Source organism: Paraburkholderia aspalathi, assembly GCF_905220735.1.
In the GTDB taxonomy this organism is placed as follows: domain Bacteria; phylum Pseudomonadota; class Gammaproteobacteria; order Burkholderiales; family Burkholderiaceae; genus Paraburkholderia; species Paraburkholderia aspalathi.
This window is the reverse complement of sequence record NZ_CAJNBA010000002.1, coordinates 1,148,603-1,172,740: the sequence shown is the minus strand read 5'-3', so window position 1 is coordinate 1,172,740 and position 24,138 is coordinate 1,148,603. Positions and strand designations below refer to the sequence as shown.

At 58.3% G+C, this 24,138-nt stretch carries 22 protein-coding genes; 13 read left to right on the top strand and 9 right to left on the bottom strand.

Features of this window, described 5'->3' with window-relative positions:
- Positions 1–11: 11 nt before the first annotated feature.
- The 4 genes from KHO30_RS16080 to KHO30_RS16065 all read right to left on the bottom strand — a co-directional run bounded on the left by KHO30_RS16080 (position 12) and on the right by KHO30_RS16065 (position 4,184).
- Positions 12–947: a hypothetical protein gene (locus tag KHO30_RS16080; RefSeq protein ID WP_200650988.1), complete on the bottom strand. Its 936-nt coding sequence runs from the start codon at positions 945–947 to the stop codon at positions 12–14.
- A 227-nt stretch (positions 948–1,174) separates the two neighbouring features.
- The gene (locus tag KHO30_RS16075) at positions 1,175–2,443 is read right to left on the bottom strand and encodes a threonine/serine exporter family protein (protein WP_200619450.1); all 1,269 of its coding nucleotides are present in this window, start codon (positions 2,441–2,443) and stop codon (positions 1,175–1,177) included.
- A 243-nt stretch (positions 2,444–2,686) separates the two neighbouring features.
- The gene (locus tag KHO30_RS16070) at positions 2,687–3,547 is read right to left on the bottom strand and encodes a fumarylacetoacetate hydrolase family protein (protein ID WP_093633693.1); all 861 of its coding nucleotides are present in this window, start codon (positions 3,545–3,547) and stop codon (positions 2,687–2,689) included.
- A gap of 61 nt (positions 3,548–3,608) precedes the next feature.
- The gene (locus KHO30_RS16065) at positions 3,609–4,184 is read right to left on the bottom strand and encodes an NADPH-dependent FMN reductase (protein WP_093633692.1); all 576 of its coding nucleotides are present in this window, start codon (positions 4,182–4,184) and stop codon (positions 3,609–3,611) included.
- A 322-nt stretch (positions 4,185–4,506) separates the two neighbouring features.
- On the opposite strand from KHO30_RS16065, the gene KHO30_RS16060 reads away from it, so the two are divergent.
- The 3 genes from KHO30_RS16060 to KHO30_RS16050 all read left to right on the top strand — a co-directional run bounded on the left by KHO30_RS16060 (position 4,507) and on the right by KHO30_RS16050 (position 8,002).
- Positions 4,507–6,240: a CocE/NonD family hydrolase gene (locus KHO30_RS16060; protein ID WP_342345968.1), complete on the top strand. Its 1,734-nt coding sequence runs from the start codon at positions 4,507–4,509 to the stop codon at positions 6,238–6,240.
- Between the two features lie 12 nt (positions 6,241–6,252).
- A complete protein-coding gene (locus tag KHO30_RS16055) occupies positions 6,253–6,720 on the top strand; it encodes a cupin domain-containing protein (protein WP_211701574.1) in 468 nt (155 codons plus the stop codon).
- Between the two features lie 118 nt (positions 6,721–6,838).
- Positions 6,839–8,002, top strand: a complete 1,164-nt coding sequence (locus KHO30_RS16050) for an FAD-dependent monooxygenase (RefSeq protein ID WP_211701573.1) — start codon at positions 6,839–6,841, stop codon at positions 8,000–8,002.
- A 38-nt stretch (positions 8,003–8,040) separates the two neighbouring features.
- Here the strand turns inward: KHO30_RS16050 and KHO30_RS16045 are convergent, their stop codons facing one another.
- Positions 8,041–8,838, bottom strand: a complete 798-nt coding sequence (locus KHO30_RS16045; protein ID WP_211701572.1) for a TetR/AcrR family transcriptional regulator — start codon at positions 8,836–8,838, stop codon at positions 8,041–8,043.
- A 114-nt stretch (positions 8,839–8,952) separates the two neighbouring features.
- On the opposite strand from KHO30_RS16045, the gene KHO30_RS16040 reads away from it, so the two are divergent.
- From KHO30_RS16040 to KHO30_RS16030, 3 genes are all read left to right on the top strand, one after another.
- Positions 8,953–9,741, top strand: a complete 789-nt coding sequence (locus KHO30_RS16040) for a glutathione S-transferase family protein (RefSeq protein WP_211701571.1) — start codon at positions 8,953–8,955, stop codon at positions 9,739–9,741.
- A 75-nt stretch (positions 9,742–9,816) separates the two neighbouring features.
- Positions 9,817–11,244, top strand: a complete 1,428-nt coding sequence (locus KHO30_RS16035) for an MFS transporter (protein ID WP_211701570.1) — start codon at positions 9,817–9,819, stop codon at positions 11,242–11,244.
- Between the two features lie 78 nt (positions 11,245–11,322).
- Entirely contained in the window at positions 11,323–12,279 is a 957-nt protein-coding gene (locus KHO30_RS16030) for a VOC family protein (RefSeq protein WP_200619455.1), read from the top strand.
- A gap of 68 nt (positions 12,280–12,347) precedes the next feature.
- Here KHO30_RS16030 and KHO30_RS16025 read toward each other — a convergent pair whose 3' ends face one another.
- The gene (locus KHO30_RS16025) at positions 12,348–13,496 is read right to left on the bottom strand and encodes a porin (protein WP_211701569.1); all 1,149 of its coding nucleotides are present in this window, start codon (positions 13,494–13,496) and stop codon (positions 12,348–12,350) included.
- Positions 13,497–13,952: 456 nt separating this feature from the next.
- Between KHO30_RS16025 and KHO30_RS16020 the strand changes: the two genes are divergently transcribed.
- The 7 genes from KHO30_RS16020 (at position 13,953) to KHO30_RS15990 (ending at position 20,361) form a co-directional block, all read left to right on the top strand.
- Positions 13,953–15,014 (top strand): catalase family peroxidase, encoded by a 1,062-nt coding sequence (locus KHO30_RS16020; RefSeq protein WP_211701568.1) that lies wholly within the window; start codon positions 13,953–13,955, stop codon positions 15,012–15,014.
- Entirely contained in the window at positions 15,011–15,550 is a 540-nt protein-coding gene (locus KHO30_RS16015; protein WP_093633683.1) for a cytochrome b, read from the top strand. The genes KHO30_RS16020 and KHO30_RS16015 overlap by 4 nt, the downstream gene beginning before the upstream one ends.
- A gap of 114 nt (positions 15,551–15,664) precedes the next feature.
- On the top strand, positions 15,665–15,958 hold the full coding sequence (locus KHO30_RS39755) for a LysR substrate-binding domain-containing protein (protein ID WP_093633682.1): 294 nt from the start codon (positions 15,665–15,667) through the stop codon (positions 15,956–15,958).
- 206 nt (positions 15,959–16,164) lie between these two features.
- Positions 16,165–17,358, top strand: coding sequence for a M24 family metallopeptidase (locus tag KHO30_RS16005; RefSeq protein WP_211701567.1), 1,194 nt, complete (start codon positions 16,165–16,167; stop codon positions 17,356–17,358).
- Between the two features lie 53 nt (positions 17,359–17,411).
- Positions 17,412–17,750 carry a cupin domain-containing protein gene (locus tag KHO30_RS16000; protein WP_211701566.1) on the top strand — a complete coding sequence of 113 codons (339 nt, stop codon included), beginning with the start codon at positions 17,412–17,414 and terminating at the stop codon, positions 17,748–17,750.
- Complete coding sequence (locus KHO30_RS15995; RefSeq protein WP_211701565.1) at positions 17,747–19,381, top strand: choline dehydrogenase; 1,635 nt, start codon at positions 17,747–17,749, stop codon at positions 19,379–19,381. The genes KHO30_RS16000 and KHO30_RS15995 overlap by 4 nt, the downstream gene beginning before the upstream one ends.
- Before the next feature lie 116 nt (positions 19,382–19,497).
- Positions 19,498–20,361 (top strand): glycine betaine ABC transporter substrate-binding protein, encoded by an 864-nt coding sequence (locus KHO30_RS15990; RefSeq protein ID WP_093633678.1) that lies wholly within the window; start codon positions 19,498–19,500, stop codon positions 20,359–20,361.
- A 70-nt stretch (positions 20,362–20,431) separates the two neighbouring features.
- Here the strand turns inward: KHO30_RS15990 and KHO30_RS15985 are convergent, their stop codons facing one another.
- The 3 genes from KHO30_RS15985 to KHO30_RS15975 form a co-directional block, all read right to left on the bottom strand.
- Positions 20,432–21,313 carry a LysR family transcriptional regulator gene (locus tag KHO30_RS15985; RefSeq protein ID WP_200622722.1) on the bottom strand — a complete coding sequence of 294 codons (882 nt, stop codon included), beginning with the start codon at positions 21,311–21,313 and terminating at the stop codon, positions 20,432–20,434.
- A gap of 271 nt (positions 21,314–21,584) precedes the next feature.
- Positions 21,585–22,781, bottom strand: a complete 1,197-nt coding sequence (locus KHO30_RS15980) for an MFS transporter (protein WP_211701564.1) — start codon at positions 22,779–22,781, stop codon at positions 21,585–21,587.
- Positions 22,782–22,866: 85 nt separating this feature from the next.
- Positions 22,867–23,724 carry an NmrA family NAD(P)-binding protein gene (locus KHO30_RS15975; RefSeq protein WP_093633675.1) on the bottom strand — a complete coding sequence of 286 codons (858 nt, stop codon included), beginning with the start codon at positions 23,722–23,724 and terminating at the stop codon, positions 22,867–22,869.
- Positions 23,725–24,138: the final 414 nt, after the last annotated feature.

Sequence of the window (24,138 nt, the reverse complement as noted above, 5' to 3'; positions counted from 1 at the left end):
CGGGATCCGACTCAGATGTCTTCCGCGTAGTCGATACCGGTCAGCACACCCAGATGAGCAACGGTAGTGAAATGCGCCTCCTCGTTCATATCGATGTCCAACTCGCGCACATTGCCGCCCAGATCGGTCACGAATGCACGGCGCCCGCGGGAGTCCAGAGACACGCCAATCCCTTCTTTCAGCTCGCGGGCGAGCACCTGGCGATCAACCAGTCCGGACGCTGTGATTCTTGCGCGATTCAGGGTATTGCCGTCATGCGTATCGTCGCCACGATCCGTCCAGTAAAGCATGGTGTCGCGCTGATCGATATCGAGATCGATGGGCTCGGGCAGATCGGCCAGCAAACATTCGATATCCGGGCGCCGATCGGGTGTCGCGCCAGGCGGCAGCTCAAGGCCCGCCCTGAAGATGCGGCCCTCGCCGGCATCCGGTGCTCCCTTTTGTGTCCAGTAGACATGCCCGTTTGCCTTATCCAGGACGATGCCTACGCAATGGCGCTTCGCGTCGCGCGTATCTTCCGGGAAATTCCCGGTGCGGACGAGTTCCGTGACCTCCGAGCCGTCCAGCCGCGCGCGCATGACTCGCATGCCTTCGCGATCGCACCAGTACAGGTGACCACCTTCCTTATCCAGCACGATTTCCTTGGGCGTTCCGGCCTTACCGGAAGGCACCAGCACCCGATGCCCGGTTCCGTCGAGCTTCGCGCTTTCGATCGTGCCGTCGTTCGGGGGAACGGCGCCTGAAGCCGGATCGCCGTCGACCAGATGGATGCCGGTTCCCATGTTGGTCCAGTAGACCATCTGGCTTTCAGCATCGACCTTGATGCCGTCGGGCGTGCGCGTGAGGTTCGCGAGAACGACCTCGTGTGAACCGTCCGGCGACAGAGCGATGATTGCCGGTGGACGTGCCTGCAGGACATACAGCGTACCGCCATTGTTCGTAGCCACAGTAAGTACCCTCCATCAGGTGTCGATAACCGTTGTCGTACTGGCGGAGTCGATGCGCAGCCCCGCCGCTGCTGAACCATTCCCGACAGACTACCGTAGGTTGTGCGAGAACTTCGTGACGGTTGTTGCTCCGAGCGAAAGGGACAGTCGCATGGTTGTCGCCCGGAAGCTGCCTGCTTTTCGGATCAGGCAACAAGCATTCGCCGTGGTTTGGGTCTGAAGGTCCTTCAAAACGCCGAGCGCGCCGTCGCGAACCGCGCATACAGCATGCGAGGCAGAACCAGTCCCACGGTCATCGCCAGGATAATCAGGAACGCCGTGGCGCCGTTCGCAACGAGGGCCGGGACAAGGTCGGCCGACGCACGCGGTCCGATGGCGACCAACTCAAGCAGCGTGCTTGCGGCACGGAACAGGTAGAAGCCCGGCATCATCGAGACGACCGCGGAGAAGCCGACGGCGGCGAACGGCAGGCGCAGGCGATCGACCAGCGGCGCGACGATCAGGCCCACCAGAAGGCAGGCGAAGAACGCCGCTATCGCAGCGTTGGCGCTCAGGATCGAGACGAGCGCCCAGCGCGCGGCGTGCGCCAGCATGCCGACGGCGATTGGCAGCGGCAGCAGGCGCCACGGCATCGAAAAGAAAGTCCCGAAGCTCGCGACCGCGCATCCTGCGGCGAGGACATCGGCCGCGAAGGGCGCGGGCGCGGCCGCGGACATCCCGGCCTGAAGCGCGCCGCCGCTGGCGGCCGTCCCGATCAGCAGGCCCGTACAGATCATCAGCACGATGAGACCGGCATAGGTCAGCCGCGCGACACCCAGGGTGATCCGGGTGCGTGCAAGATCGATCGCACCGTTGAGGATATGCGGGCCGGGAACCAGCACCATGCAGGGGCAAAACGCGACGAGCGATTGCGCGTCTGACAGGTGGAAGCGACCCGCGAGGGCGCCGATCACACCGGCGAGCGTGGCCGCGGTCAGCGGTTCGAGGAAAGGGTCGCTGCCAAGCTTTGCCTGCCAGCGACGGATCAGGGCCCCCGCGCCTGCGCTCAGGGCGATCAGCGCCAGGCTCGCCGCATCGTACACGCCGTAGATCACGCCGAGCGACGCAGCGCCGATGGCCGCGAAGAGAGCAAAGCGGAGTACCGCGACGGGTGGCATGCGCTCTGCCGCTACGAGCGCCGGGCGGGCGTCTGTGGTCGACATGGCGCCGTCGCACACCTGATGCACGATTGTCTGGACGGCGAGTACCTTGCCCATATCGACGCCTAGCGGCGCGGCCGGGACAATTTCCGAGAAGGAGGTGTGGTCAAGCTCGACCACGAGTTCGTCCCAGTGTGGCAACACCCTGACCGGTACGCCAAGAGTGCGCCCGAACTGCTGCGCCGCGACGACCGTCCTTTCCGTGGTCTGCCCGTGCGTGAATAGCAGTGAGGCTGCCAATGAGACGGTGTCCACTTCGTCTATGGGGCCTTGGCGAGGGAGGGTGTTTTGGTTCATGCCGGCTCAAAGGATTGTGTCGGTCCGGATGTTTGGGGTCGCGAAGCTGGATGGGCGTCGCGGGGCACCGTCAGCGTTGTTCAATATCCTTTGATAGTAGTGAGTACGGCGCAGGGTGGCTATTACATAAAGCTGGAACTCTGGCGCCGCTTGCGCGCGATGCGAACGACGCCGAAGTGTGCGCTGCCGCAGGGAAGCATGCACTGCCGCCGCTGCCGGCAGGCAGCCTGTGCGGCGAACGGATTAGCCGACTGCCTTCTCGACCGTATTCCGCAAGGTACCGATTTTCTCGATCTGGACCTCGCAGATGTCGCCGGCTTTCATAAAAATCGGCGGCGTGCGGGAGAAACCCACACCCGAGGGTGTACCGGTGGCAATGACGTCGCCTGGTTTCAACGGGATGAGTGCCGAAGCATAAGCAATGATTTGCGCGACATTGAAGATCAGGTGGCGGGTATTGCTGTCCTGAAGCGTCTTGCCATTGAGCAAAAGCTTGATGTCGAGGCAACCCGGATCGGGGATCTCGTCTGCCGTGACAAGCCACGGACCGAGCCCACCGGTTTGCCAGAAATTCTTGCCCGAGGTCACCTGGCTCGAATGATATTGCCAGTCGCGCACGCTGCCGTCGTTGAAGCAGGTATATCCGGCGACATGATTCAACGCGTCGGCTTCATCGATATAGCGCCCGCCTTTTCCAATGACCACAGCCAGTTCTGCTTCGTAGTCGAATTCGTCCGATACCTTCGGTATTTGCAGAGGCCGGTCATGCGCGACCAGCGATTCCGGAAAGCGGGGAAACAGCGACGGGTGCTTCGGTTTCGGGCGTACGATGCCGGCATCCTGGACCTCCTTCAAATGATCCGCATAGTTGACGCCGACGCAATAAAAATGGGCCGGGTCCGGGATGAGCGGCAGGAAGGCCACGTCGCCCAGGACGTGGTCGGGCTGTGCTCCAACGAGTTCAGTCGCCGCGCCGAGTTTCCCGGCTTCGAGCAGGTGGCGCAGGCTGTTCACACCCAGCCGCCTGCCGATGTCGACGACACCATCATCGACGAGCGCCCCTAGACGGGAAGCACCTTCGAACTCGTAAGACAGAAGTTTCATGTTATCTCCGTTGCGTCGATTGAGACGACGACTCTGCCGGGGTTATCCCGGTTGCCATGGTTCAGGCTTCCTGATCAGCGACTGTTGCTTTGCTGGCGATATCGCGGAGCAGATCGTTCAATCCTTCAGAAATAAATCTTGCGGTCTCCTGATCGACAACCCGACCGTCCCGTATTTTTTCATGCACCATGCCGATGACAATCTGCGGACGCAATACGAGTAAAGCAGCGTTCGAGAGCAGCGTTTCGTTGAGTTGCGCCTGCGCTCTCACCCCTCCCGTAAAGGCCGGCGATGCCGAGAGCGTCAGCACGGCTTTCCCCTTCAGCTTTGATTTTCCGTAGGGTCTGGATGCCCAGTCCAGCGCGTTCTTCAGAACACCGGACATGCCGTAGTTGTATTCCGGCGTGACGATCACCAGACCTGCCGCGCGTTCGATTGCCTGCCGCAGGGCAGTCACCGACTCGGGAGGCGATTCGTTATCGAGATCCTGGTTGTACAAGGGCACAGCGTCGAGCGGAAAAATTTCGAGCGTCGCGCGGCTCTCAGCGGCATCGACGATGTTCTTCAGGATCGCCGTGCAGTGCGAGGCCTTACGCAGACTTCCCGAGATCCCAAGTAAAACGGGTCGATCAGACATTCCAAGTTCTCCAGTTCTGTTGTCAGCGAATCGTGCTGCCGTCAGTTTATTCCCAAAATAAGGAATATTTCAACTGAAATCCTAAGGCTTCCATGGAGGCCGGATTTCTCTTCGCCGTCGAGGCTGTTGTTCCGTGAGGGAGGACAGCCAGCGAAGGAGCGAGTACCGTCTTGACATATTCCCATTATGGGGAATATATTGCACGAAAGCATGGGCGATCGGTGTCGTCCACGGTCTGGATGGGTTACGTGTTCCGGGCTGTTCAGAACAGCGACCGATGAAGGCATCGGTTCAGTGCAAAGAAGTGGAGATAAGGATGAGGATGACTGAAGAAACAGGATTGGAACGAAGCGATCTGGATCATAAAGACTCCTACGGCATGATATTCGAACAGGACGTTCCGATTCCCGTAAGCGATGGGCTCGTTCTGCGTGCGAACGTATTCCGTCCGGACGCAGAAGGCAACTTTCCTGTGATCATGGCGCAGGGCGTATACGGCAAGGATCTCCATTTCGAGGACGGCTTCAAGACGCAATGGGATCAGCTAGTCAGCGTGTATCCGGACCTTTGCAGCAACGGCTCCACGGGCAAATATCTTCGCTGGGAAACGGCCGATCCTGAGCGTTGGGTTCCTGATGGTTTTGTGATCATCCAGATCGATTCGAGGGGAAGCGGCAAGTCGCCCGGCTACCTGGATCCTCGCTCGCCGCGCGAGATCGTGGACTACTACGACGCCATCGAATGGGCGGCCCGGCAACCCTGGTCGAACGGCAAGATCGGCTTGCTGGGTATTTCCTACTACGCCGTGACGCAGTGGCGCGTCGCGACGCTGAGACCACCTCATCTGGCAGCGATCTGCCCTTGGGAGGGTTATACCGACTACTACCGCGACAGCACGCATCACGGCGGCATCCTGAGCAGCGGTTTCGCTAATTACTGGTGGCCGAAGCAATGTCTCGCCGTGCAGCACGGCAATGGCGCCTCACCGCATCGGGAGCGGGAAACCGGCAAGCGTGTCACCGGCGAAGAAGCATTGAGTGAACAGGAACTCATCGCCAATCGCACTGACTACGTCGCCGATATCCTGCGGCACTCGCTGGATAGCGCGTGGTGGCGTGAACGAACGCCGGTGCTCGATCGTATCGAGGTGCCGGTGCTGTCGGCCGGCAATTGGGGCGGGCCCGGCATGCATCTGCGCGGAAACATCGAGGGTTTTCTCGGAACGGGTTCGCAGCAGAAGTGGCTCTCCCTGCACGTCGGCAAGCACTGGGAGGGGTTCTATCTTCCCGAATACGTCGCCATGCAGAAGCGCTTCTTCAATCATTTTCTGCGCGATGAGCAGAACGGCTGGCAGAAAGAGCCTGAAGTGCGGCTCGTTGTGCGCGATCCTCGAGGCGATCGGGTGCGCACAGCGGCGTCGTTCCCGCTGCCGGAGACGCAACCCACACGCCACTACCTCGACGTCGCGTCGGGCATGCTCTCCACCGATTGTCCCGCAGAGGAGTGCAGCGCGATCTTCGACGCCATGGGAGACGGGGTGAGCTTCACGACAGCACCCTTCGCAGTCGATACCGAATTTACCGGCTTCATCACGGCCCATCTCTGGGTGTCTTCATCGACGGAGGACATGGACCTGTTTGCCGTCTTGCGTATCATCGATGCGGCCGGCAAGGAGCTCGTCATTAATGGTGCGCACGAAGCGTCTCCCGTGTCGCGCGGCTGGCTGCGCGTATCGCATCGCAGGCTCGATCCACAGCGGAGCAATGCGCTACGTCCCTTCCACACTCATGACCGGGTCGAACCGTTGGTGCCGGGTGAGTTCTATGAAGTGGACGTCGAGATCTGGCCAACGTCGATGGTTTTTCCGAAGGGCTATCGATTGGTGTTGACCATTATGGGCAAGGATTTCGAGTTCCCCGACATTCCGGGCCGGATCCTGCACAAGCATGCATCCGACCGCGGCGGCGCCACCTTCCAGGGCAGCAGTCGCATTCTGACCGGCGGGACCCGTGCGTCCTATCTGACGCTTCCCCATATCCCCAGCACTAACGATTGAGAGGAGCAGGCAATGCAGATTCGAAGGGTAGTCACCGGACACAAGCCGAACGGCGAGGCCACGATCCTGATCGACGAACCGTCCAAGGATGTTGTCAGCTTCCGTCCAGGCGCCACGGTCTGCAATATCTGGTCGGCGGCGTTGCCGGCCGATAACGACGACCCCAACGACGGGGCGAAACAGATCGTTGGTACTGCAATGAAGGGGCGCTCGGTCTTCCGTGTCATCGAATACGCGCCGGGTGTCGCGCCGCGCAATCATCGAACTGATTCGATCGACTACGCCATCGTGCTCGCCGGTGAGATCACGATGGAAATCGATCATGAGGCCGTGGTGCTGCGCGCTGGAGATGTGCTCGTGCAGCGCGGCACGATTCACAACTGGGTCAATCGAGGTGATGCGCCATGTGTCATCGCTTTTGTCCTGATCGACGCCGCGCCGGTGACGATCGCGGGCGACGCGATGACCGCGGTCGGATGACGCAAAGACAGCGGTCGTCGGTACGGACCACCTGCTGGTGATTTACAGCCGCACTGCCTGCATGATTCGCAAATTTATGAATGAAGATCCTCAGCAGTTGAACACTATGAAAGGAAATATGATGAAGCCGATTAGGCGGGTGCTGATTGTAGGTGGAGGCATCGGCGGTCTGTCACTGGCCGTCGCATTGGGGCGCCGGGGGATTCAGGCTGAAATCGTCGAGATCAAGTCTGAACACAATGTCTACGGTGTCGGCATCATCCAGCCCGGTAATGCGCTACGTGCGTTGAACGGTCTTGGCCTGATGGAGCGTTGTCTCGCCGAAGGGCTTCAGATCGACTACTACGTGATGAACGACAGTGACGGCGGGTTCATTGCCAGGATGAAGCTGCTGCGGATCGCAAGTCCGGATATTCCTGCCGTCAACGGTTTGCCGCGCACGGCGCTGCACCGCATCCTGACGGAGACGGCTACCGCTCTTGGCGCGAGGATTCGGCTGGGGTTGAGCGTGCAGGCGCTTGAACAGGTCGGCGATGAGGTGGACGTGACACTGACCGATGGCTCGCGGGAAAGATACGATCTCGTCGTCGGGGCAGACGGTATCCGCTCGCGGATCCGGACGTTGCTATTCGGCAGTCAGTTCGACCCTCAATACACGGGCCACGGTGTCTGGCGTTTTACGACTACCCGGCCTGCTGAGATCGACCATCAGATCATGTATTTCGGCGTGGGGGTCAAAGCGGGGATCATGCCGGTCTCCAAGGACCAGATGTATCTCCTGCTGGTCACCAATGAACCCGGCAATCCGCGCTTCGACGCCGATCAGCTTCCACGTCTGCTGCGCGAACGCCTGCAATCATTTACTGCGCCTCTCGTCACACAGATCCGCGAACAGATCGAAGACCCGGCACGCGTCATCTATGGCCCGATCGAGGAGGTCATCATTCCATCGCCCTGGTATCGAGGCAGTGTGTTGCTAATCGGCGATGCCGCGCATGCCTCCGGTCCACACGTGTCGCAAGGAGCGACCATGGCGATCGAGGACGCGGTCGTGTTGGCGGAGCTGATCGCGGAGGGTGAGGGCGTGGAGAAAACACTCGCGAGATTCATGGAACGCCGCTATGAGCGTTGCAAATTCGTGCAGGACATCTCGCACCAGATCGGACAGGACGGCAATCTCGACGACCCCGTCCTTTGCGAACTGCGCAATGAGCGAATGCGTGCTGCCTTTCAGGACCCGCAGCCGCGGCCGCACGAACGGCGCCTCGCGGAGCCGATCTAGAGCGTGTCGGAGAACGGTGACGGGCGCACGTTCACCGGTTATCGCTTGCGCGGCGTTCGCGCGGCTGCCGATGGCTTGTCCACGCTTTTGTCGCTCGCCGCTACGTTGATTGCGGCGGAGCCCATCACCAGATCGGTGACGAAGTCGCAAAATCGTTCCTTGAATGCAGGGGAGTCGACTTCGTTTCCGAACAATGCAGTGAAGACAGGTTTCGCGCTGAACATGAATTCGCAAAGCGCGGCAATCGAAACGTGAATGAATCGCGCATCCAGTGGATAGGCCTGTCCGGTAGCGTGTTCACCGCTCAGGAGCGTCTGCAATTCGCCGATGGAATGCCGGAACCTCTCGAGCGCGGCATCGCGTTCGGGGCCGATCGTGTTGAAGAGGTAGTCGACCACCAGACGATGGTAGTGCGGGTTGCTCCCGAAAAAGTCCAAAAAGATCGAGATGCGCAGACGCAGACGATCTCTGACGGAACCGTCGTGGACGTTGGAGGCGATGAAGCGGTTGCGCAGTTCCTCCGTGATCTGGATGGCGACCACCTTGAGAAGATCCGGCATCTGACCGAAGTAGTAGCGGATCAACTTCTTGTCGATGCCTGCCAGCAGCGCCACCTGCTGGAACGTGATCTCTCCAGGCGGTACGGTTTTTAGTGTCTCCTGCACCGCGGCCAGGATGGCTTCCTTGCCGACGGCGCCAGCAGTGGACGGGCGGCCTTGCGGGCGTCGAGTCTTTTCAGTTTTTCGAGCTGGCATATCCGGGGTGGTTCTTTTCCTGGTTGTGACGGGTAATCGTACTCGGGGGATTGGAGCATCGCAGCGGAGAATTATGCCCAATCCGCGATTGTAGTGAGGACGAGATTGGTGGTACCCGTAGTCGAAGCATATTGACATTTCCCATAAATGGGAATTAAATCATTGACAGTGTTCAGCGGATAGGAGAGAAAGTCAATGCTTGAGCTTTATCACACGGTGAACTCCGTCTGCGCGCAGAAAGTCAGGATCGAACTGGCAGAAAAGGACCTGGATTGGGAAAGTCATCAGATGACCCTACGCGGCGACCAGTTCGACGAGGCTTATCTCAAGCTCAATCCGAACGGTGTGGTGCCGACGTTGATCCATGACGGACAGCCTGTCATCGAATCGTCAGTCATTCTCTACTATCTCGAGGACTGTTTTCCTGACGTGCGGTTGATGCCCAAAGACCCGATGGGTCGCGTTACCGTGCGGCTGTTCAACAAGTTCATCGACGAGTACGTGCACAACGCCTGCACGGTGCTGACTTTTGCTATCGCATTCCGGACACGCTTCCAGAAAATGGATCCGGTCAATCGCGAAAGCTATCTATCGGGCGCACCGAATCAGAAGCGTTCGGACTACAAGCGCGATGTGATAGCTCAAGGACTGGACTCGAAATTCTGTGTCGAAGCAGTCGGGCATTTCATCAAGCTATTGCAGTGGATCGAACGTGCAACGCTCGATCATGACTTTCTGGCCGGCGACGAATTCTCGCTCGCGGATATCGCGGTCATACCCTATGTGATCCGTCTGGACATGTTGCGCCTCGCGCCGATGTTGCATTCCTATCCTCATGTGGCGGCATGGTACGAGCGCACGCGAAAACGCCCGGCGGTCGAGCGCGCAATCGTCAGCAGCATGACGGCGGTGGATCGGGCGCCGTTCGAAGAGATTTCCGTCGATCCCTGGCCAGCCATCGGCCGCATGGTGGAACAAGCTTAGATTCATTCACCGTCGGAATCGACGTTCAATAATAACTGCCCTCGTCGACGGGCAGACGATATCAGGAGACTTGACGTGTTGACGGTAAAAGCAATTGTTCCCACTGAGGAGCATGCAACCCATTCGCCGGCAACAGCGGCCGATGCCAATCATGCGGCCGCTGCGGCGGAAATCACCGCACGTATCGAGCGACTGCCGTTCTCTTCCTGGCATGTTCGCCTGGTTGCCGTGGTCGGTATCGCGCATCTGCTCGATGCGTTCGACTCGCTGGCCATTGCGCTCGTGCTGCCTGTACTGATCGAGCTCTGGCACTTTTCCCCGGGTCAGGTCGGGCTGGTTTTTTCCATCGGGTATCTTGGGCAGATCGTCGGAGCGATCGGCTTGAGCTGGTTGTCGGAACGCTTCGGGCGCCTTCGTGTACTGCGTCTCGCGCTGGGTATCATGGCTGTTCTTAGCCTGGCGACCGCGTTCGCCGGCAGCTACATGACCTTCGTTATCCTGCGTCTGATCCAGGGGCTGGGGCTCGGCGGCGAAGTGCCGGTTGCCGCCACCCTGGTCAACGAACTAACGCCGGCCCGTTTTCGTGGCCGCGTTATCAGTTCGTTACAGAGCATATTCGCCGCCGGTCTTTTTCTGACGTCATTCGCTGCAGTCTGGCTGATTCCGCAGTTTGGCTGGAAATCGATGTTTTACCTGGGCGCGCTGCCGGGCTTGCTGGTCTTTGTGATTGGCGGCGTGGTCCCGGAATCGCCGCGATGGCTCGCGTTGCGAGGCAGGATCGATGAAGCCACCGCTGCCACGGAGCGTATCGAGACGGCTATATCGAAGCAGGGCACGCGAACCCTTCCGGCGGTCGGCCCACTCACACTTCATCCAATGCGGCGGCATGGCCGCTTTGTGGATCTGTTCCGCAACGGCTACGCGGTTCGTACCGTCTGCATCTGGGTCCTGATGTTCTGCATTTCCGCATGTGGCAATGCGCTGATCACCTGGCTGCCGACGATCTACAAGACCGTTTATCACGTCACCCTCACCAACACGTTCCTGCTCAGCAGTGTGCTGGGCATCGCGGGCCTGTCTGGTGCCATTACGAGCGTTCTCGTGATCGACAGCATCGGCCGTCGCCGCACTTTCATGTTGTCGTTGTTCGGCAGCGCCGTGCCGCTGATCGTGCTGGGGTTGGCCGGGCAGGTGCCGATGCTCGCAGTGGTGTCGTTGCTGACGGTGAGCAACTACCTGCTCGCCATTGGGCTCGGCAGTATCCATACCTATGCCACTGAAATTTATCCGACCCGCATGCGGGCGCTAGGTGCAGGCGCGGCCATGGCCTGGCTGCGTATCGCTCAGGTGGTGAGTCCGCTGGTGATTGGGGCACTCCTTAGCCACATCGGCGTTGGTGCGGTGTTTCTCTTCCTTGCCGTGATGGGATTGATCGGTGGCCTGACGGTTGCCGTTGCCGCAATCGAAACCAAGGGCCGCATTCTCGAAGAAATCTCCGTTTGAAGCTGTCTTTGTGACAGCGTGGCCGCTTCGGAGAATTGGAATAAGCGGCTTTTTTCGCGTTCTTGAATGGAGACACAAATGGCTATATTGGGTGTGCAAACAGTGGTGTTCGGCGTCGACGATATGGCGCGCTGCACACAGTTCTTCGATGATTTTGGCCTGGTGAGAGAAGATACCGATGCCGTAGAGTACAGACTACGCGAAGGTTCGAACGTAGTTCTGCGGCAGAGTACAGATTCCGCGCTGCCGCCGTCTTTCGGCTCTGGGCCGGGTGTCCGGCAGGTTATCTGGGGAGTCGATAGTCAGGCAAGCCTCGACGCGATCGAGGCTGATCTGCGTCGTGATCGGGCCGTCGAAAAAGACGCTTACGGGCGAATCTATTGTGTCGACGATGCGGGCTTGTCAATCGGGTTTGGTCTCTTCGAACGCCAACCGCTGATCTCGGACGAAGAGCTGGTCAACTCGCCTGGCCGCTCGCTACGCTGGAATCGCCACCGTAAATGGTTCAAGCGCGCGGCGCCTCAGCTCATCCATCATGTCGTCTTTGCCTGCCCGGAATACGAGAAGGCGGCCCGGTTCTATCGGGATCGACTTAAGTTCCGCATAACGGATGTTTCACGCGATCGCGGCATATTTCTTCGAGCCGACGGGCGGTCCGATCATCACAACCTGTTCTGGCTAAAAGACACGCGCGCCCGATTTGTCCATATCTCGTTCGGCGTCGAAAATCTGGATGAGCTTGTGGCGGGTGCGAATCATATGCAACGCACGGGCTGGACAAGCAACCTGGGGCTGGGGCGACACCGGCTTTCTTCGACGATATACGCTTACATCAACAATCCCGCAGGCGGTGAGGCGGAGTATTCGGCCGATACCGACTGTCTGGACGATCGCTGGCAACCGAGAATCTGGAACCCGCCGTTTGCAAATCAGCATTGGGTTGCGAATCTGCCGGAGTTTCTGATCAAGCATCCCGAGGAAGATGTGAGGCTGCTAGCCGAGATCGATCCCGAACTGGCCAGCATTCCGGAGTAGCCGGAAGGCTTGCTTCAGAACGGCCAGCCTCGAAACAACCGAGCAGGCGGCCGTTCATCGGGGAGCGGCTAGAACGAGTGCCGGATGCCAAGCATGCTGCCCACCTGACTCATCCCTTTGCCTGGCGTGGACGCTCCGCCGCCGCTTACGGAATAAGCGGCCTTGGCGCTGTTCTGCAGAAAACCAAGTTGCGCATACACTGCCGTGCGCGGCGACAAAAGGTAGGTGGCGCGGGCCACTTCCATGCTTGCTCGCGTATCTTGCTGGCGATCGATAACCCGCTGCAGCAGCATGTCGAAAAACAGCGCCGGCGACATCTGATAGTCCGCCTCCAGCGCATATTGATTCGACGTGATGGTGGGTGTTGTCGTTGAGGCCGAGTTCACATGACGATTCAGCCATACTGCCCCGAAGGTGAACTTGCCCACCTTCGCATACCCGTCCAGCACCAGACGTGCGTCCCGATTGCCACTGCTGGTCAGAGCAACGGGTGTCAGGCCGTTGAAGAGGCTAGCCGCGGCACCCGGACCACCATTCTGACGATCGTAGCTCGCGGCGGCGCCCCAGCTTCTGGCGTCGTATTTCAGCAGAAGCGACCATTCCCGGCATGCCGCGGCATTGCCGGGAATATTACCTGCGCAGGTTCCCTCTCCGGGCGTATTGAATCCGTTTGCCGGTGACGCGTCCCGACCGAACGAGTAGCTTGCGCCGACCGTCAGGCCTCCGACGTGCTTCTGATAGACGACCGTATTGTCGCTGCGAGGATTTGCAATCCATGCATCGAGCGAGGCCAGTCCATAGATGTTGGTGCCGACGATATCGGCGGGCTGCAGCGACCAGAACAGCATTGAATACTGCCGACCGAAGGTCAACGCACCGAGCGGACCGTCGATCCCGACAAAGGCTTGTCTGCCGAACAAGCGGCCACCCTGATTGAGGCTGCCTGTGCCGGTTGCAAAACCGCTTTCGAGTGTGAACACCGCGTTGTAGCCTTCGCCAAGCGGCTCTGAGCCTTTCAGACCCCACCGCGAGGGTAGCTCGCCGGTGGTGCTCGGCATTCGCACGAGCGAACCGCCCGTCGGGCTCGCGTGATTCACGTATTCAATGCCCGTATCGATGATTCCGTATAGCGTGACACTCTGGGCGCGGGCCGCGCTGCACCACGTTGAAGCGAGCGCAGCTACGAGAACGCCTGAGATCGCCGTGATCCGATTCATGCCTGTCTCCAATGTATATTTTATAGTACTAACTGATGTGAACCGGTCTGGAAAGCATTTCCACCTAACGTTCGGCGACCTCCAGCCTTTTCGCGTTTCCTTGGTGCGCGGTTGGTCGCCGGCGCTTTCTCTATCGGCAAACTTTGCCGAAGATGCGATTACGGTTTTCGAGACCGAAGCGCGTGAGACACGATCGCATGCGCAAAGCCGTGCTTCGCGTCACGAATGGGATCGCATGGATGGAATTTATATTCCCACAATGGGGAATTGTCAATTGACTGGATGGGAAGGATTTCCCTTAGTCAATGTACGAAGCGTCTCGGCTGATTTGCCGGGATGGCGGGTGGCGGGGTGGCGGGGGAAGCGAGACGAGTGCCGGTTCAACGCGCATCTTCCTGGCACGAGTTTCATAATGCTGCTAGATTTTCGCTACCTGCACTCTTGATCGAGAGTCCCATGACCGACAGACCGAGCTCCAACGTTTCCGTTACGCGTTCGCTGGCCCTGATCGCACTTGTCGTTGCCGTGGTAGTGCTTGCCTTCGCCTACACCGCAGGCTGGCTTTCGCCAGATCGCCTGACCCCCGCAAAAATCGTCAATGGCCTGGCGCCTCCAGGCGGACCCGCTTTGGGTTTCCGGCGTAACCACGCTAAAGGCATCTGTTTTACCGGCACATTCGAGTCGAATGGAGGCGCAGCAGCGCTGTCAAAGGCACAGATGTTTGCGCCGGGCTCGTATCCGGTCACAGGACGGTTCAATCTGGCCACGCCGGATGCCAAAGCCACAGACGCTACCGTGCGCGTTCGCGGCCTCAGCCTGCGTGTGGTCACACAGGATGGAAACGAATGGCGCTCGGCGATGATCGATGCACCTTTCTTCCCCGTTGCGACGCCCCAGGGCTTCTATGCCCTGTTGCAAGCTTCGGCGCGAACAGACGACCCCGATGCGATGAAGAACTTCATTGCCGCCCACCCTGAGTTTGCGAGATTCGGTGCGTGGGCAACCAGCGCACCCTGGACGGCGTCTTATGCGCAAGAGCGGTATAACAGCCTCAACAGCTTTATCTTCACGAACGCTGAAGGACAGGATCAGGTCGTGCGCTGGTCCTTTGTACCGGAAGCGAAGCCGGAGCCTGTCTCTCCGGACGATCTTAAACAGCGCAGCCCTGACTTCCTTGCTTCGGACATTACGCAGCGGGTGAGTAGCGCTCCGCAACGCTGGACGATGATCGTCACCGTCGCCAATCCGGGTGACTCGACTGCCGATCCGAGCAAAGCCTGGCCTGATGATCGCCGCAAAGTGGAGGCCGGCACACTGGTGGTCAACGCCATCGAACCCGAAGCCAATGGGCCGTGCCGTGATCTCAACTTCGATCCGACAGTGCTTCCTTCGGGCATTCGTGTTTCTGACGATCCGTTCCCCGCTGCGCGCTCGGCGGCCTACTCGGTATCGTTCAACCGTCGGACCGCCGAGGACAAAGACTATCCGCACACGCCAACCGCAGGGGTCAAACCATGACATCGAGCCACAAGCGCTTCACGCCAATACAGCGCGCTTTGCACTGGATCATGGCGATATGCATTCTGTCGATGCTGTTTATCGGCGTCGGCATGGTGTCGACCGTTCGGCCCGACTATCTCACGCTGGTTTCGATTCACAAACCGTTGGGCATGCTGATTCTCGTGCTCGCGCTGATCCGCCTGATAGTAAGACTTGTGCGAGGTGCGCCGCCACTACCATCAGATATGCCTGAGCCGATGAAGCTTGCGGCTTATCTTTCGCATGTAGCGTTCTATGCGTTGATGTTTGCACTTCCCCTACTCGGCTGGGGCATGCTGTCAGCAGCCGATTATCCCGTCGTGGTGGCCGGCATTCGACTGCCGTCATTTTTGCCTCACAGCAACGAACTGCACACGCTGCTCTGGAATGCGCACAGATTTCTTGCGCTGTGCTTCTTTGCGCTGATCGTTCTTCATATCGCAGCCGCGCTCTTTCATGCGCTGGTCAGGCGTGATGGCGTTTTTCAGGCCATGGCGTCGTGGCGCAAAGGGTAGAGGTTTAAGCGGAAGAAGGTGTATGCCAAATCCGGTGACCGGCGAGCCTCAACGAGCGCTCGCCTTATCATCGGCTGTGCTATTGGCCTCCTAGCGGAGCGACCATTAAACAGGATGACTCTTGAAAGGATAGAGGTGGAGGCGCGCTTTGTGGCAAATTCGGTGCGTGCGCTTAAAGCGATTGTCGCCACGCACAACGCTGTGACCTTCTTGCCGAAGATATCGGTTCAGCCTGAATTGAACCAGGCTAGCCTTTTTGCGCTGCCGAGCTCGAACCCGATTCTGCAGTCCGCACGCGCTCAGGTCTTTGTTCGACGTGGCAGGACATATTCGTCCGCGCTTTCAGCATTAGTGAGCGTAATGGGTGAGCGGCGGTACTTTTCGACATCGCCTTTGAAAGGCAGATAGCGGGAAATCGGCCAGCCGGACCATCTGCCCTAACGCGCCATTCAGCCGATATTTGATCCCCGTCTGCGACGCAGCGTCCCGTCACGGCCCATAGATTGCTCCCGACGCGTGATTCAAAAAATTTGAAGTACCGCGTCAGATACTTTCGTTTGCCGACTGAAATTCGACCGGGTATCTTCAAACTCACCAGTGACGTTTGAGTCTTGATGAGGAAGGAAATGGAGGCAATCGGTTACGACAGGGTGAGCGCTTATCGGCTCGAGCGAACGCGCTTGATGCTCGCGGAAGCAGGTGTCGACGCCGCCATTCTGTTTGACCCGTTGAACCTTCGATACGCGACCGGCAGTCGCAACATGCAGGTGTGGAGTTCGCACCATATGGTCCGCTACGTGTTCGTTCCGGTCTCTGGCCCCGTTGTTCTGTTCGATTACGGTGGCGCGATGCATCTTTCCGACAGCAACACATTGATCAGTGAAACGAGACCCGCGAAATCATGGGATTACTTCGGCTCCGGAAGCCGGGCCGCTGAACACGCAACCCTATGGGCGTCCGAGATAGCTGACCTCCTGCGGGAAGTCTGCGGACAGGATGCCACGCTCGGTCTGGACCGGGCCGATCTCTTGCCATTGCGAGCGCTCGACCGGCTAGGCGTACATGTGGTCGACGCCAAAGGTCCTCTCGAACTCGCAAGATCTGTCAAATCAACCGAAGAGATTGAGATCATTCGTGGCTCGATGCAAGTTTGCACCGATGCCATTACCTTCATGCGTCAGCATGCCAGACCAGGAGTGTCGGAAAACTATCTCCTCTCTCTGCTGAATCAGTACAACATCGAACATGGTGGTGAACATCAGGAGACACGATGCCTCGCGTCTGGCCATCACACCAATCCGTGGTTCACGGAAGCGTCCGCCAAGATCATTGAAGCAGGGGAAATGCTGGTGTTTGACAGCGATCTGGTGGGTCCAAACGGTATCTTCACTGACCAGACTCGCTCGTTCGTTATTGGAGATTGTCGTCCGACACCCGAGCAGCGGACTAACTACGCTCTCGCTTACGAGCAGTTGCAACACAATCTGTCCTTGCTGCGCCCAGGCTTAACTTTCGAAGAATACATCCAGGCGTCGTGGCAGATGCCGGATCTCTACGTCCCCAACCGTTACGCGGAGATGGTTCACGGAATCGGTTTTGGCGTGGAATACCCACTCGTCTATTTCCGACAGGATGCTCCGGCGTGGCAGTACCCTGGCGAATTCGTGGAGGGAATGACCGTTTGTGTTGAAAGCTATATTGGCGCGGTCGGAGGTCCAGATGGTGTCAAGCTCGAACAACCCGCCTTGATTACATCAACCGGCCCAGTCGCTCTTTCTGACTGTCCGTTTGAGCTCGACTATCTTTGAAGATAAGCGGGCAATCGTCGATTTCCACTTTTTCTCGATCCCGGTCTCAGGTCATGTCCACCAAGAAGTATTTTTTCAGCACTGCGCCGATTTACAACATTCGTGCTACTAAAGATATTGAAAGAAAAACGATTGAGTGGTCAACGTGGGTATGCAATGACGACAGCTATGTCCATCGATATTTCCCTGGCGCTTCGTTTTACGTTGTGAGGGGGAGGGCACGTCTAACTTTCCCAGATGGGACGGTTGTTGATATCGAAGCGGGTGATTTTGTGTCAATAGCCACGGGTGCCGAGGCAACGTGGAAAATCGACGCCGAGATCGAAACTAGATACTGCTATCACGCCGATGTGCCCACGAGCGGCAACGGTGCTTCGCGGGTGAGCGCATGAGCCAGACGGTGATATTCGACTATGTTATCGGAGGCGCAGGCTCGGCTGGCTGCGTTTTGGCTCGCAGACTGGCTGACGCCGGCCACACGGTTCTGCTCATCGAAGCGGGTCCGAGCGATAACTCCTGGATCATTCGGATGCCTGCCGGGCTGCGATCGATTTTTCGGCCGACCTCGAAGTATAACTATTGGTTCCAGACTGAGCCGCAACATCATTTGAATGACCGCCGGATAACACAGCCCCGCGGACGCGTACTAGGGGGGTCCTCATCGATCAACGGTATGACGTGGCTACGAGGTCATCCACTGGATTACGAGCGATGGGTAAAGGAAGGTGCATCAGGCTGGGGATGGGAAAACTGTCTCCCGTATTTCCGCAAGATCGAGCGAAGTGAGGTCGAAAGCGAGTACCGCGGTGCGGAGGGATTTATTCGCGCACAGCGCCAGGAGCGCCTGAGCCCTCTGAACCAGGCCTTCCTGGCTGCTGGACAGCAGGCAGGCTATCCGCTGACCGAAGACGTTAACGGATATCAGCAGGAAGGCGTGTCGCGTTTTGAAATGAGCGTTGACAGAGGTATTCGAAATAGCGCCTCGTATGGGTACCTGCATAGCCGGCCCGATGACGACCGGTTGACTGTCTGGACCGACAGTACCCTGCGCAGAATCAACTTCGTCGGGAATAGAGCCACCGGATTCAACGTGAAGCGGCATGGTGAGCTCGTGAACGTTGTGGCACGTAAGGAAACCTTGCTTAGTGCTGGCGTTTTTGGCTCCCCACAACTGCTGATGCTGTCCGGGATTGGACCCGGGGAGCATCTCAGCGAACACGGCGTCGACTCACGCGTGAATCTTCGCGGCGTCGGGTCAAACCTTCAGGACCATCTTGAGTGCCACATTCAGATCGAGACTCGTGAGCCGGTATCGTTGAACCGGGAACTTCAACTGCACAGAATGCTGATCGCCGGAGTTCAGTGGTTTGGTTGCAAAACAGGCGTCGCGGCGGTGAATCAATGCCACGTCGGTGCGTTTCTGAAAAGCGCACCGGACATTCCGCATCCAGACATCCAGTTCCATTTTTTTCCTGTGTTCTTCAACAAGGACTGGACGCCAACCAGGCATACAAATGGGTATCGCATCGGCGTTGGCCCGATGCGTCCGACGAGTCGAGGACAGGTACGCCTCAGAAGTGGCAGGGCTGATGATCCTGTTCTGATCGACCCGAATTATCTTGCCACTGAAGAAGACTGGCGTGTCATGCGTGAGGCAGTACGTCTGGGGCTTCTGTTTTCCAGCCAACCAGCGTTCCGACGCTATCACTTTCGGGAAGACATGCCAGGAGTCGACATAACTGACGTCGAACGCCTTGATGAGTTCATCCGCGAAGATGCCGCCAGCGCCTACCACCCATGTGGCACGTGCCGCATGGGATCAGGAAACGACCCAATGACGGTCGTAGACGCTGATCTCAAGGTGTCGGGAGTGGACGGACTTCGAGTCATTGACGCTTCCGTCATGCCGTCCGTGCCAAGCGCCAATATCAACGCCGCGACGATCATGCTGGCCGAACGCGCCAGCGACCTGGTACTCGGAAAGAAACCGCTGAGTCCCGTTGCTCTGGAATTTCACTCGTGAGCTTCACTTCGATCGGTTCCAGGCGATGAGGGATCAAATTGATCGAGACGAGACCGCCACAATGTTGCGCACTAGTCGGAAATACCACTCCACATATCCAGGGAAAGGAGAACCAAATGAAACATCTCAAGAAGCTTGTTCTGGCCGGCGCATTTGCGCTCACCGGTCTCATCACCGGAAACTCGATGGCGGACTCAAAGCCGACGCTGAACCTTGGCTATGTGCAAGGCTGGGATGACAGCGTCGCGTCTGCAACGGTGGCGGCACAAGTCATCGAGAAGCGCCTCGGATATCCCGTCAAGCTTATTCCCGCAGCACCTGGCATCATGTGGGGCGGCGTCGCGCGAGGTGACCTCGATATCATTCTCGCGGCGGCTTTGCCCAACTCACACGCCGCTTACTGGGAACGATACAAGGATCAGGTCCACGACCTTGGCGCCAACTATCTTGGAGCAAAGATAGGGCTCGTCGTACCCGACTATGTCTCCATCGACAGCATTGCCGACCTGCAGGCGCATAAGGCGGACTTTTCTGGGCGCATCGTCGGGATCGATGCGGGTGCGGGCATCATGAAAAAGGCTGCGGACGCGATCAAGGTCTACAACCTGGATTACCAATTGCTTCCCAGCTCGGGACCGGCAATGGTCGCGGAACTCTCCCGATCCATCAACTCACACAAACCTGTCGTCGTGACGGGATGGATACCGCATTGGATGTTCGCGAAATGGAAGCTGAAGTTCCTCCAGGATCCGAAGAGTGCTTTCGGCGACGGAGATCATTACGATAGCGTAGTTAACCCGAGCCTCGACTCGAAAGCGCCTTCGGTGGTTGCATTCCTGAAGAAGTTCCAGTGGAAGCCCGGCGAACTCGACAGCATTATGCTCGCCACGGAGAACGGCGCTAAGCCCGAGGATGCCGCTGCTTCGTGGATCGCCGCGCACGGAGAGCGGGTGAACACGTGGGTCGGCGCGAGTCAGTAATTCTGGCACTTGCCGAACGAGGTAAGCAACGACGTGCCTGCGCGTATGCCCGAACACCTGAAAATTCCGGTCAAGGGCTTCCTTCGGTACGCCGGGCCGAAATAATCAGCTGCGTTTGCAGAAAGGCCGCAATCGCCTCCATTCCCGGCTTTCCTCCGCTAGAGACTGCGAGGCGGATCCGGAGGCGATCGTTGACCGGCGTGATCTTAAGTCTGTTCGCCACGTTGGTTGTCAGGCTCAGCGAGCTCTGGGGGATGAGGGACGCGCAAAATCCGTTCTCAACGGCCGAGACAATGCTTGCCAGATTTCCTGAACGGAAGGCGATTCTGTGTAATGGAGCGTGCTGAGCTGCGAGACGTAGGGTCATGTCTCGCAGCACACAATCGACGTCCAGTAGTCCGATCGGCGTATAGCCGCCGGTAATAGGCTCGACCGGCAAGGGCTCGGCCCAGACGAGGCGCTCCTCCCAAAGGGGCAAGCCGGAGTCGATGTCTACATCCTGGGTCAGAATGGCGAGGTCAAGCTCATCATTCTCGATCTTTCGGCGCAGCTTCCGGCTCAGGTCACATTCAACTGAAGGCACTACCGCTGGGAAATTGCCGTGCAGGTACGGCAACGCCGCAGACAGGAGCGCAGGTGCATAGTCCGCCGGTACGCCTATTCTCACCTCACCAGCAATAGGATCGCTCGCGAACGCATTGACCAACGTGTTCTCAAGCCGGAGTAGGGCACGCGCGTGAATCAACATTCGCTCGCCAGCCGGCGTGACGCGGAGGCTCTGATTGTTCCGCTCCAGCAACCGCTGCTGGACAGCGTCTTCGAGCCGCTTGATCTGCATGCTGACTGCCGACTGCGTCAGATGAAGGTGTTCCGCCGCACTTTTGAGGCTGCCGGAAAGGCAGACCGTCGCGTACGTCTCCAGAACATTCAAGTCGAGTTTTCCTCTGCGCATGGTTCGATCCACGTAGACGACAGCGTATTTTGAACGAGAAGTGGCGGCGAGGCTACGGCGATGCGGGTGCGCTGCACCCGCTCCGTGTATTGATGGACGAACGGTACGGAGGAAAGCACACATGTCATTCTACATACACAACTGAAACTCCAATTCTGTTATGAGTCGCGTGCCGACTCCGACTCCGACTCCGACTCCGACTCCGACGATGCAGACGCGGATCGCCCCGTCTCTATCGAAGCAAATGATGAAGTCGATGTTGAAGGATTCTCTATAACTCCCTGTCTGGAGAAAATACCGCTGCTAATGAGGCAGTCAGCGCGCCTGCCGCTGCGATGCACCGCCAATCGATCAGCAGCAGGGGGGAGATCAGAGCAGAGCCCAATGCGCCGCCAAGAAAGAAGATGGCAATGTAAAGACTATTCAGGCGACTGCTGGCTGATTGATCCAGCGCTAGTATGGCTCGCTGTGAAATGACGTGAGACACCTGTACACCTGCGTCGATCATCAGTGCTCCTATGACCCATCCTGTCACCGAGTCCAGTGCCCCTACCATCGCGAACCCGCAGACGACAAGCGAAATCCCAGCGATGCGACCAATCCGCCCGAACCCATGGTCGGCTGCGTAGCCAGCGAGAGGTGCCGACAGTGCGCCAGCTGCCCCGACGAGCGCGAACAATGCCACAGCCATCGAATTGAACCCGAATCGGTGCATGAGGATGATCGGCGCAGTACCCCAGAAGAGGCTAAATGACGCGAATAGGCATGCCTGGGCCGTTGAAAGTTGCCGCAGGGATCGGTGCGCCCGCGCTAGCGAAAGTAAAGATCCGATCAACGCCTTGTAGCCGTGCCTTGCTTCCGGTTGTCTAACCGGAAGCTGGCGACTGAGAAGAAGCGTGAGCGCGACGAGAATGACGGCGTCGAGAATATATAGACCGCGCCACCCCAAGACGTTTTCAGCGATGCTCGCAATAGGTCGCGCAAGCATGATGCCCGCGAGTAGTCCGCCAGTGATCTTGCCAACTACTCGACCTCGGGACGCATCGTCAGTCATGCGCGCCGCCAAAGGGATAAGCATCTGTACGGCGGTGGTGCCGACACCAAGAGAAAACGCGGCGACCAGGAGCAGAACAGCATTGGTTGCGCCTGCCATCACAGTCAACGCGACGCAGAGTCCGGTGAGTGTCAACAAAACGAGTCGTCGATTCTCCACGAGATCTCCGAGGGGGGCGAGAATGACTAGTCCGACGCAGTAGCCCGCCTGGCTGAGTGTGATGACCAGACTCGCGCCCCAAAGCGGCAGTCCGACCTTGGGCGCGATGAAGACGATAAGCGGTTGTGCGAGGTAACTGCTGGCTGCGATAAGTCCGCATGCGAGCGCCATAAGCGCAGTCATCGCAAAGCCGATGTGGTGAGTCGAGGAAGCAGGCGACTCCTCAATTGATAGATCTGTTCCCACTGCTCTCATCTCATCAATGCCGTTTTGTCATTTGTTCGGGCAGGTATGTAGCTGGAAACAGAAACCGATTTTCAGTCGGCGTATCTTTGCCCAGTTACGCAACCAGCGTCTTCAGAACATCATCAAGCGGAATTTGAGCTTTACGGTGCTCAATGCCAATACCGCCCTGGAAGTCAATCCAACCCTCGTTGAAGCCATCGATCATGCGGATACGGGGCATTGGATACTGCATGCCTTGTGACCGAAACAGTGTTTCCCATGTATCGCGCGGCACCGGAACCATGCGCACAGGATGGCCCAGGGCGGCGCTGAATCCGGACGCGATGTCGTTTGCGCTATAGCGTGCAGGCCCCTCCAGTTCGACAATTCGCACGCCGGTCCATGCGTCACGAAGGATTTCTGCTGCGTTGCGTCCGATGTCATCAGCGGCCACCATCGGGATGGGATGGTCTAGCGGTTGCAGGAAGCAATGAATTGCCCCGGTGCGCGCGGCGTCTACATCCCACGCTGCGTTTTCCATGAACCAGGCCGCACGAAGCATGCACACTGGGAGGTCCAGCGTGCGAAGCATCTCCTCGGTCATCCTGGAGTTATTGAGCAGGTTGGGCTCCGCGACATGCGCACCAACTGTCGAAAGGAACACTACCTGTTTTGGCTGCGCAGCCAGCAGCGCTTTCTTGACTGCAACAGCGTTAGCCTGCGTTTGCGGGAAGCCTGGTTGGGGATCGTAATTCGGAGGTGTCATCAGGAACACGCCGTCTGTGCCCTCGAAAGCCTTCGTAAGCGCTTCGGCGTCGCCGATTTCCGCAAGAGCGATCTCGCAACCGAGCTCTGCCCATGATTGACCCTTCGCGACGTCGCGGACAACGGCACGAACAGGTAGTCCTGCCTTCAAAAGCGATTGAGCGACGACACCGCCGACTTTTCCTGTAATTCCTGTAATTGCGTACATTTGATTTAGTCCTTTAAACGATATTGAAACTGTCGGGGCGGCGGACATAGCCTGCCTTCGGAGATCAGCGGCGAAGGAAGGGGACCTCGCCGAACTTCAGGAAACGACGAAAACCGCTCGAATACCGTTCAATCTGGCATCCAGACAATTGGTTGACGGCGAGTAACCCGGCAGAGCGCTGATTCAATGCATCGCTGCCTTCTGATGAAGCGTCTTGGAGCTTAAGTTGAACGACCTGGTAAATGAATATCCGCCACGTCAGAAGTCATATGACAAAATGTCATTAAAAATAACGATTTGATTCAATAGACTTGAGAGTGTGTGACAGTGGCGAGGCTACGCATGCTGGCATTGGGTCCGTAGTAAAGCGCGCGGGCGATTGGCTACAGGTAATTCGGACGAGTGAAAGTCCAG

Bases quoted from the DNA above. Each gene is read 5' to 3' on its own strand.
- KHO30_RS16065 (WP_093633692.1), bottom strand. From the start codon at position 4,184: ATGTCTGATCGACCCGTTTTACTTGGGATCTCGGGAAGTCTGCGTAAG.
- KHO30_RS16030 (WP_200619455.1), top strand. From the start codon at position 11,323: ATGGCTATATTGGGTGTGCAAACAGTGGTGTTCGGCGTCGACGATATG.
- KHO30_RS16015 (WP_093633683.1), top strand. From the start codon at position 15,011: ATGACATCGAGCCACAAGCGCTTCACGCCAATACAGCGCGCTTTGCAC.
- KHO30_RS15985 (WP_200622722.1), bottom strand. From the start codon at position 21,313: ATGCGCAGAGGAAAACTCGACTTGAATGTTCTGGAGACGTACGCGACG.
- KHO30_RS16070 (WP_093633693.1), bottom strand. From the start codon at position 3,547: ATGAAACTTCTGTCTTACGAGTTCGAAGGTGCTTCCCGTCTAGGGGCG.
- KHO30_RS16020 (WP_211701568.1), top strand. From the start codon at position 13,953: ATGACCGACAGACCGAGCTCCAACGTTTCCGTTACGCGTTCGCTGGCC.
- KHO30_RS16060 (WP_342345968.1), top strand. From the start codon at position 4,507: ATGACTGAAGAAACAGGATTGGAACGAAGCGATCTGGATCATAAAGAC.
- KHO30_RS15995 (WP_211701565.1), top strand. From the start codon at position 17,747: ATGAGCCAGACGGTGATATTCGACTATGTTATCGGAGGCGCAGGCTCG.
- KHO30_RS16000 (WP_211701566.1), top strand. From the start codon at position 17,412: ATGTCCACCAAGAAGTATTTTTTCAGCACTGCGCCGATTTACAACATT.
- KHO30_RS15980 (WP_211701564.1), bottom strand. From the start codon at position 22,781: ATGAGAGCAGTGGGAACAGATCTATCAATTGAGGAGTCGCCTGCTTCC.
- KHO30_RS16005 (WP_211701567.1), top strand. From the start codon at position 16,165: ATGAGGAAGGAAATGGAGGCAATCGGTTACGACAGGGTGAGCGCTTAT.
- KHO30_RS16040 (WP_211701571.1), top strand. From the start codon at position 8,953: ATGCTTGAGCTTTATCACACGGTGAACTCCGTCTGCGCGCAGAAAGTC.
- KHO30_RS15990 (WP_093633678.1), top strand. From the start codon at position 19,498: ATGAAACATCTCAAGAAGCTTGTTCTGGCCGGCGCATTTGCGCTCACC.
- KHO30_RS16075 (WP_200619450.1), bottom strand. From the start codon at position 2,443: ATGAACCAAAACACCCTCCCTCGCCAAGGCCCCATAGACGAAGTGGAC.
- KHO30_RS39755 (WP_093633682.1), top strand. From the start codon at position 15,665: ATGACTCTTGAAAGGATAGAGGTGGAGGCGCGCTTTGTGGCAAATTCG.
- KHO30_RS16025 (WP_211701569.1), bottom strand. From the start codon at position 13,496: ATGAATCGGATCACGGCGATCTCAGGCGTTCTCGTAGCTGCGCTCGCT.
- KHO30_RS16050 (WP_211701573.1), top strand. From the start codon at position 6,839: ATGATGAAGCCGATTAGGCGGGTGCTGATTGTAGGTGGAGGCATCGGC.
- KHO30_RS15975 (WP_093633675.1), bottom strand. From the start codon at position 23,724: ATGTACGCAATTACAGGAATTACAGGAAAAGTCGGCGGTGTCGTCGCT.
- KHO30_RS16055 (WP_211701574.1), top strand. From the start codon at position 6,253: ATGCAGATTCGAAGGGTAGTCACCGGACACAAGCCGAACGGCGAGGCC.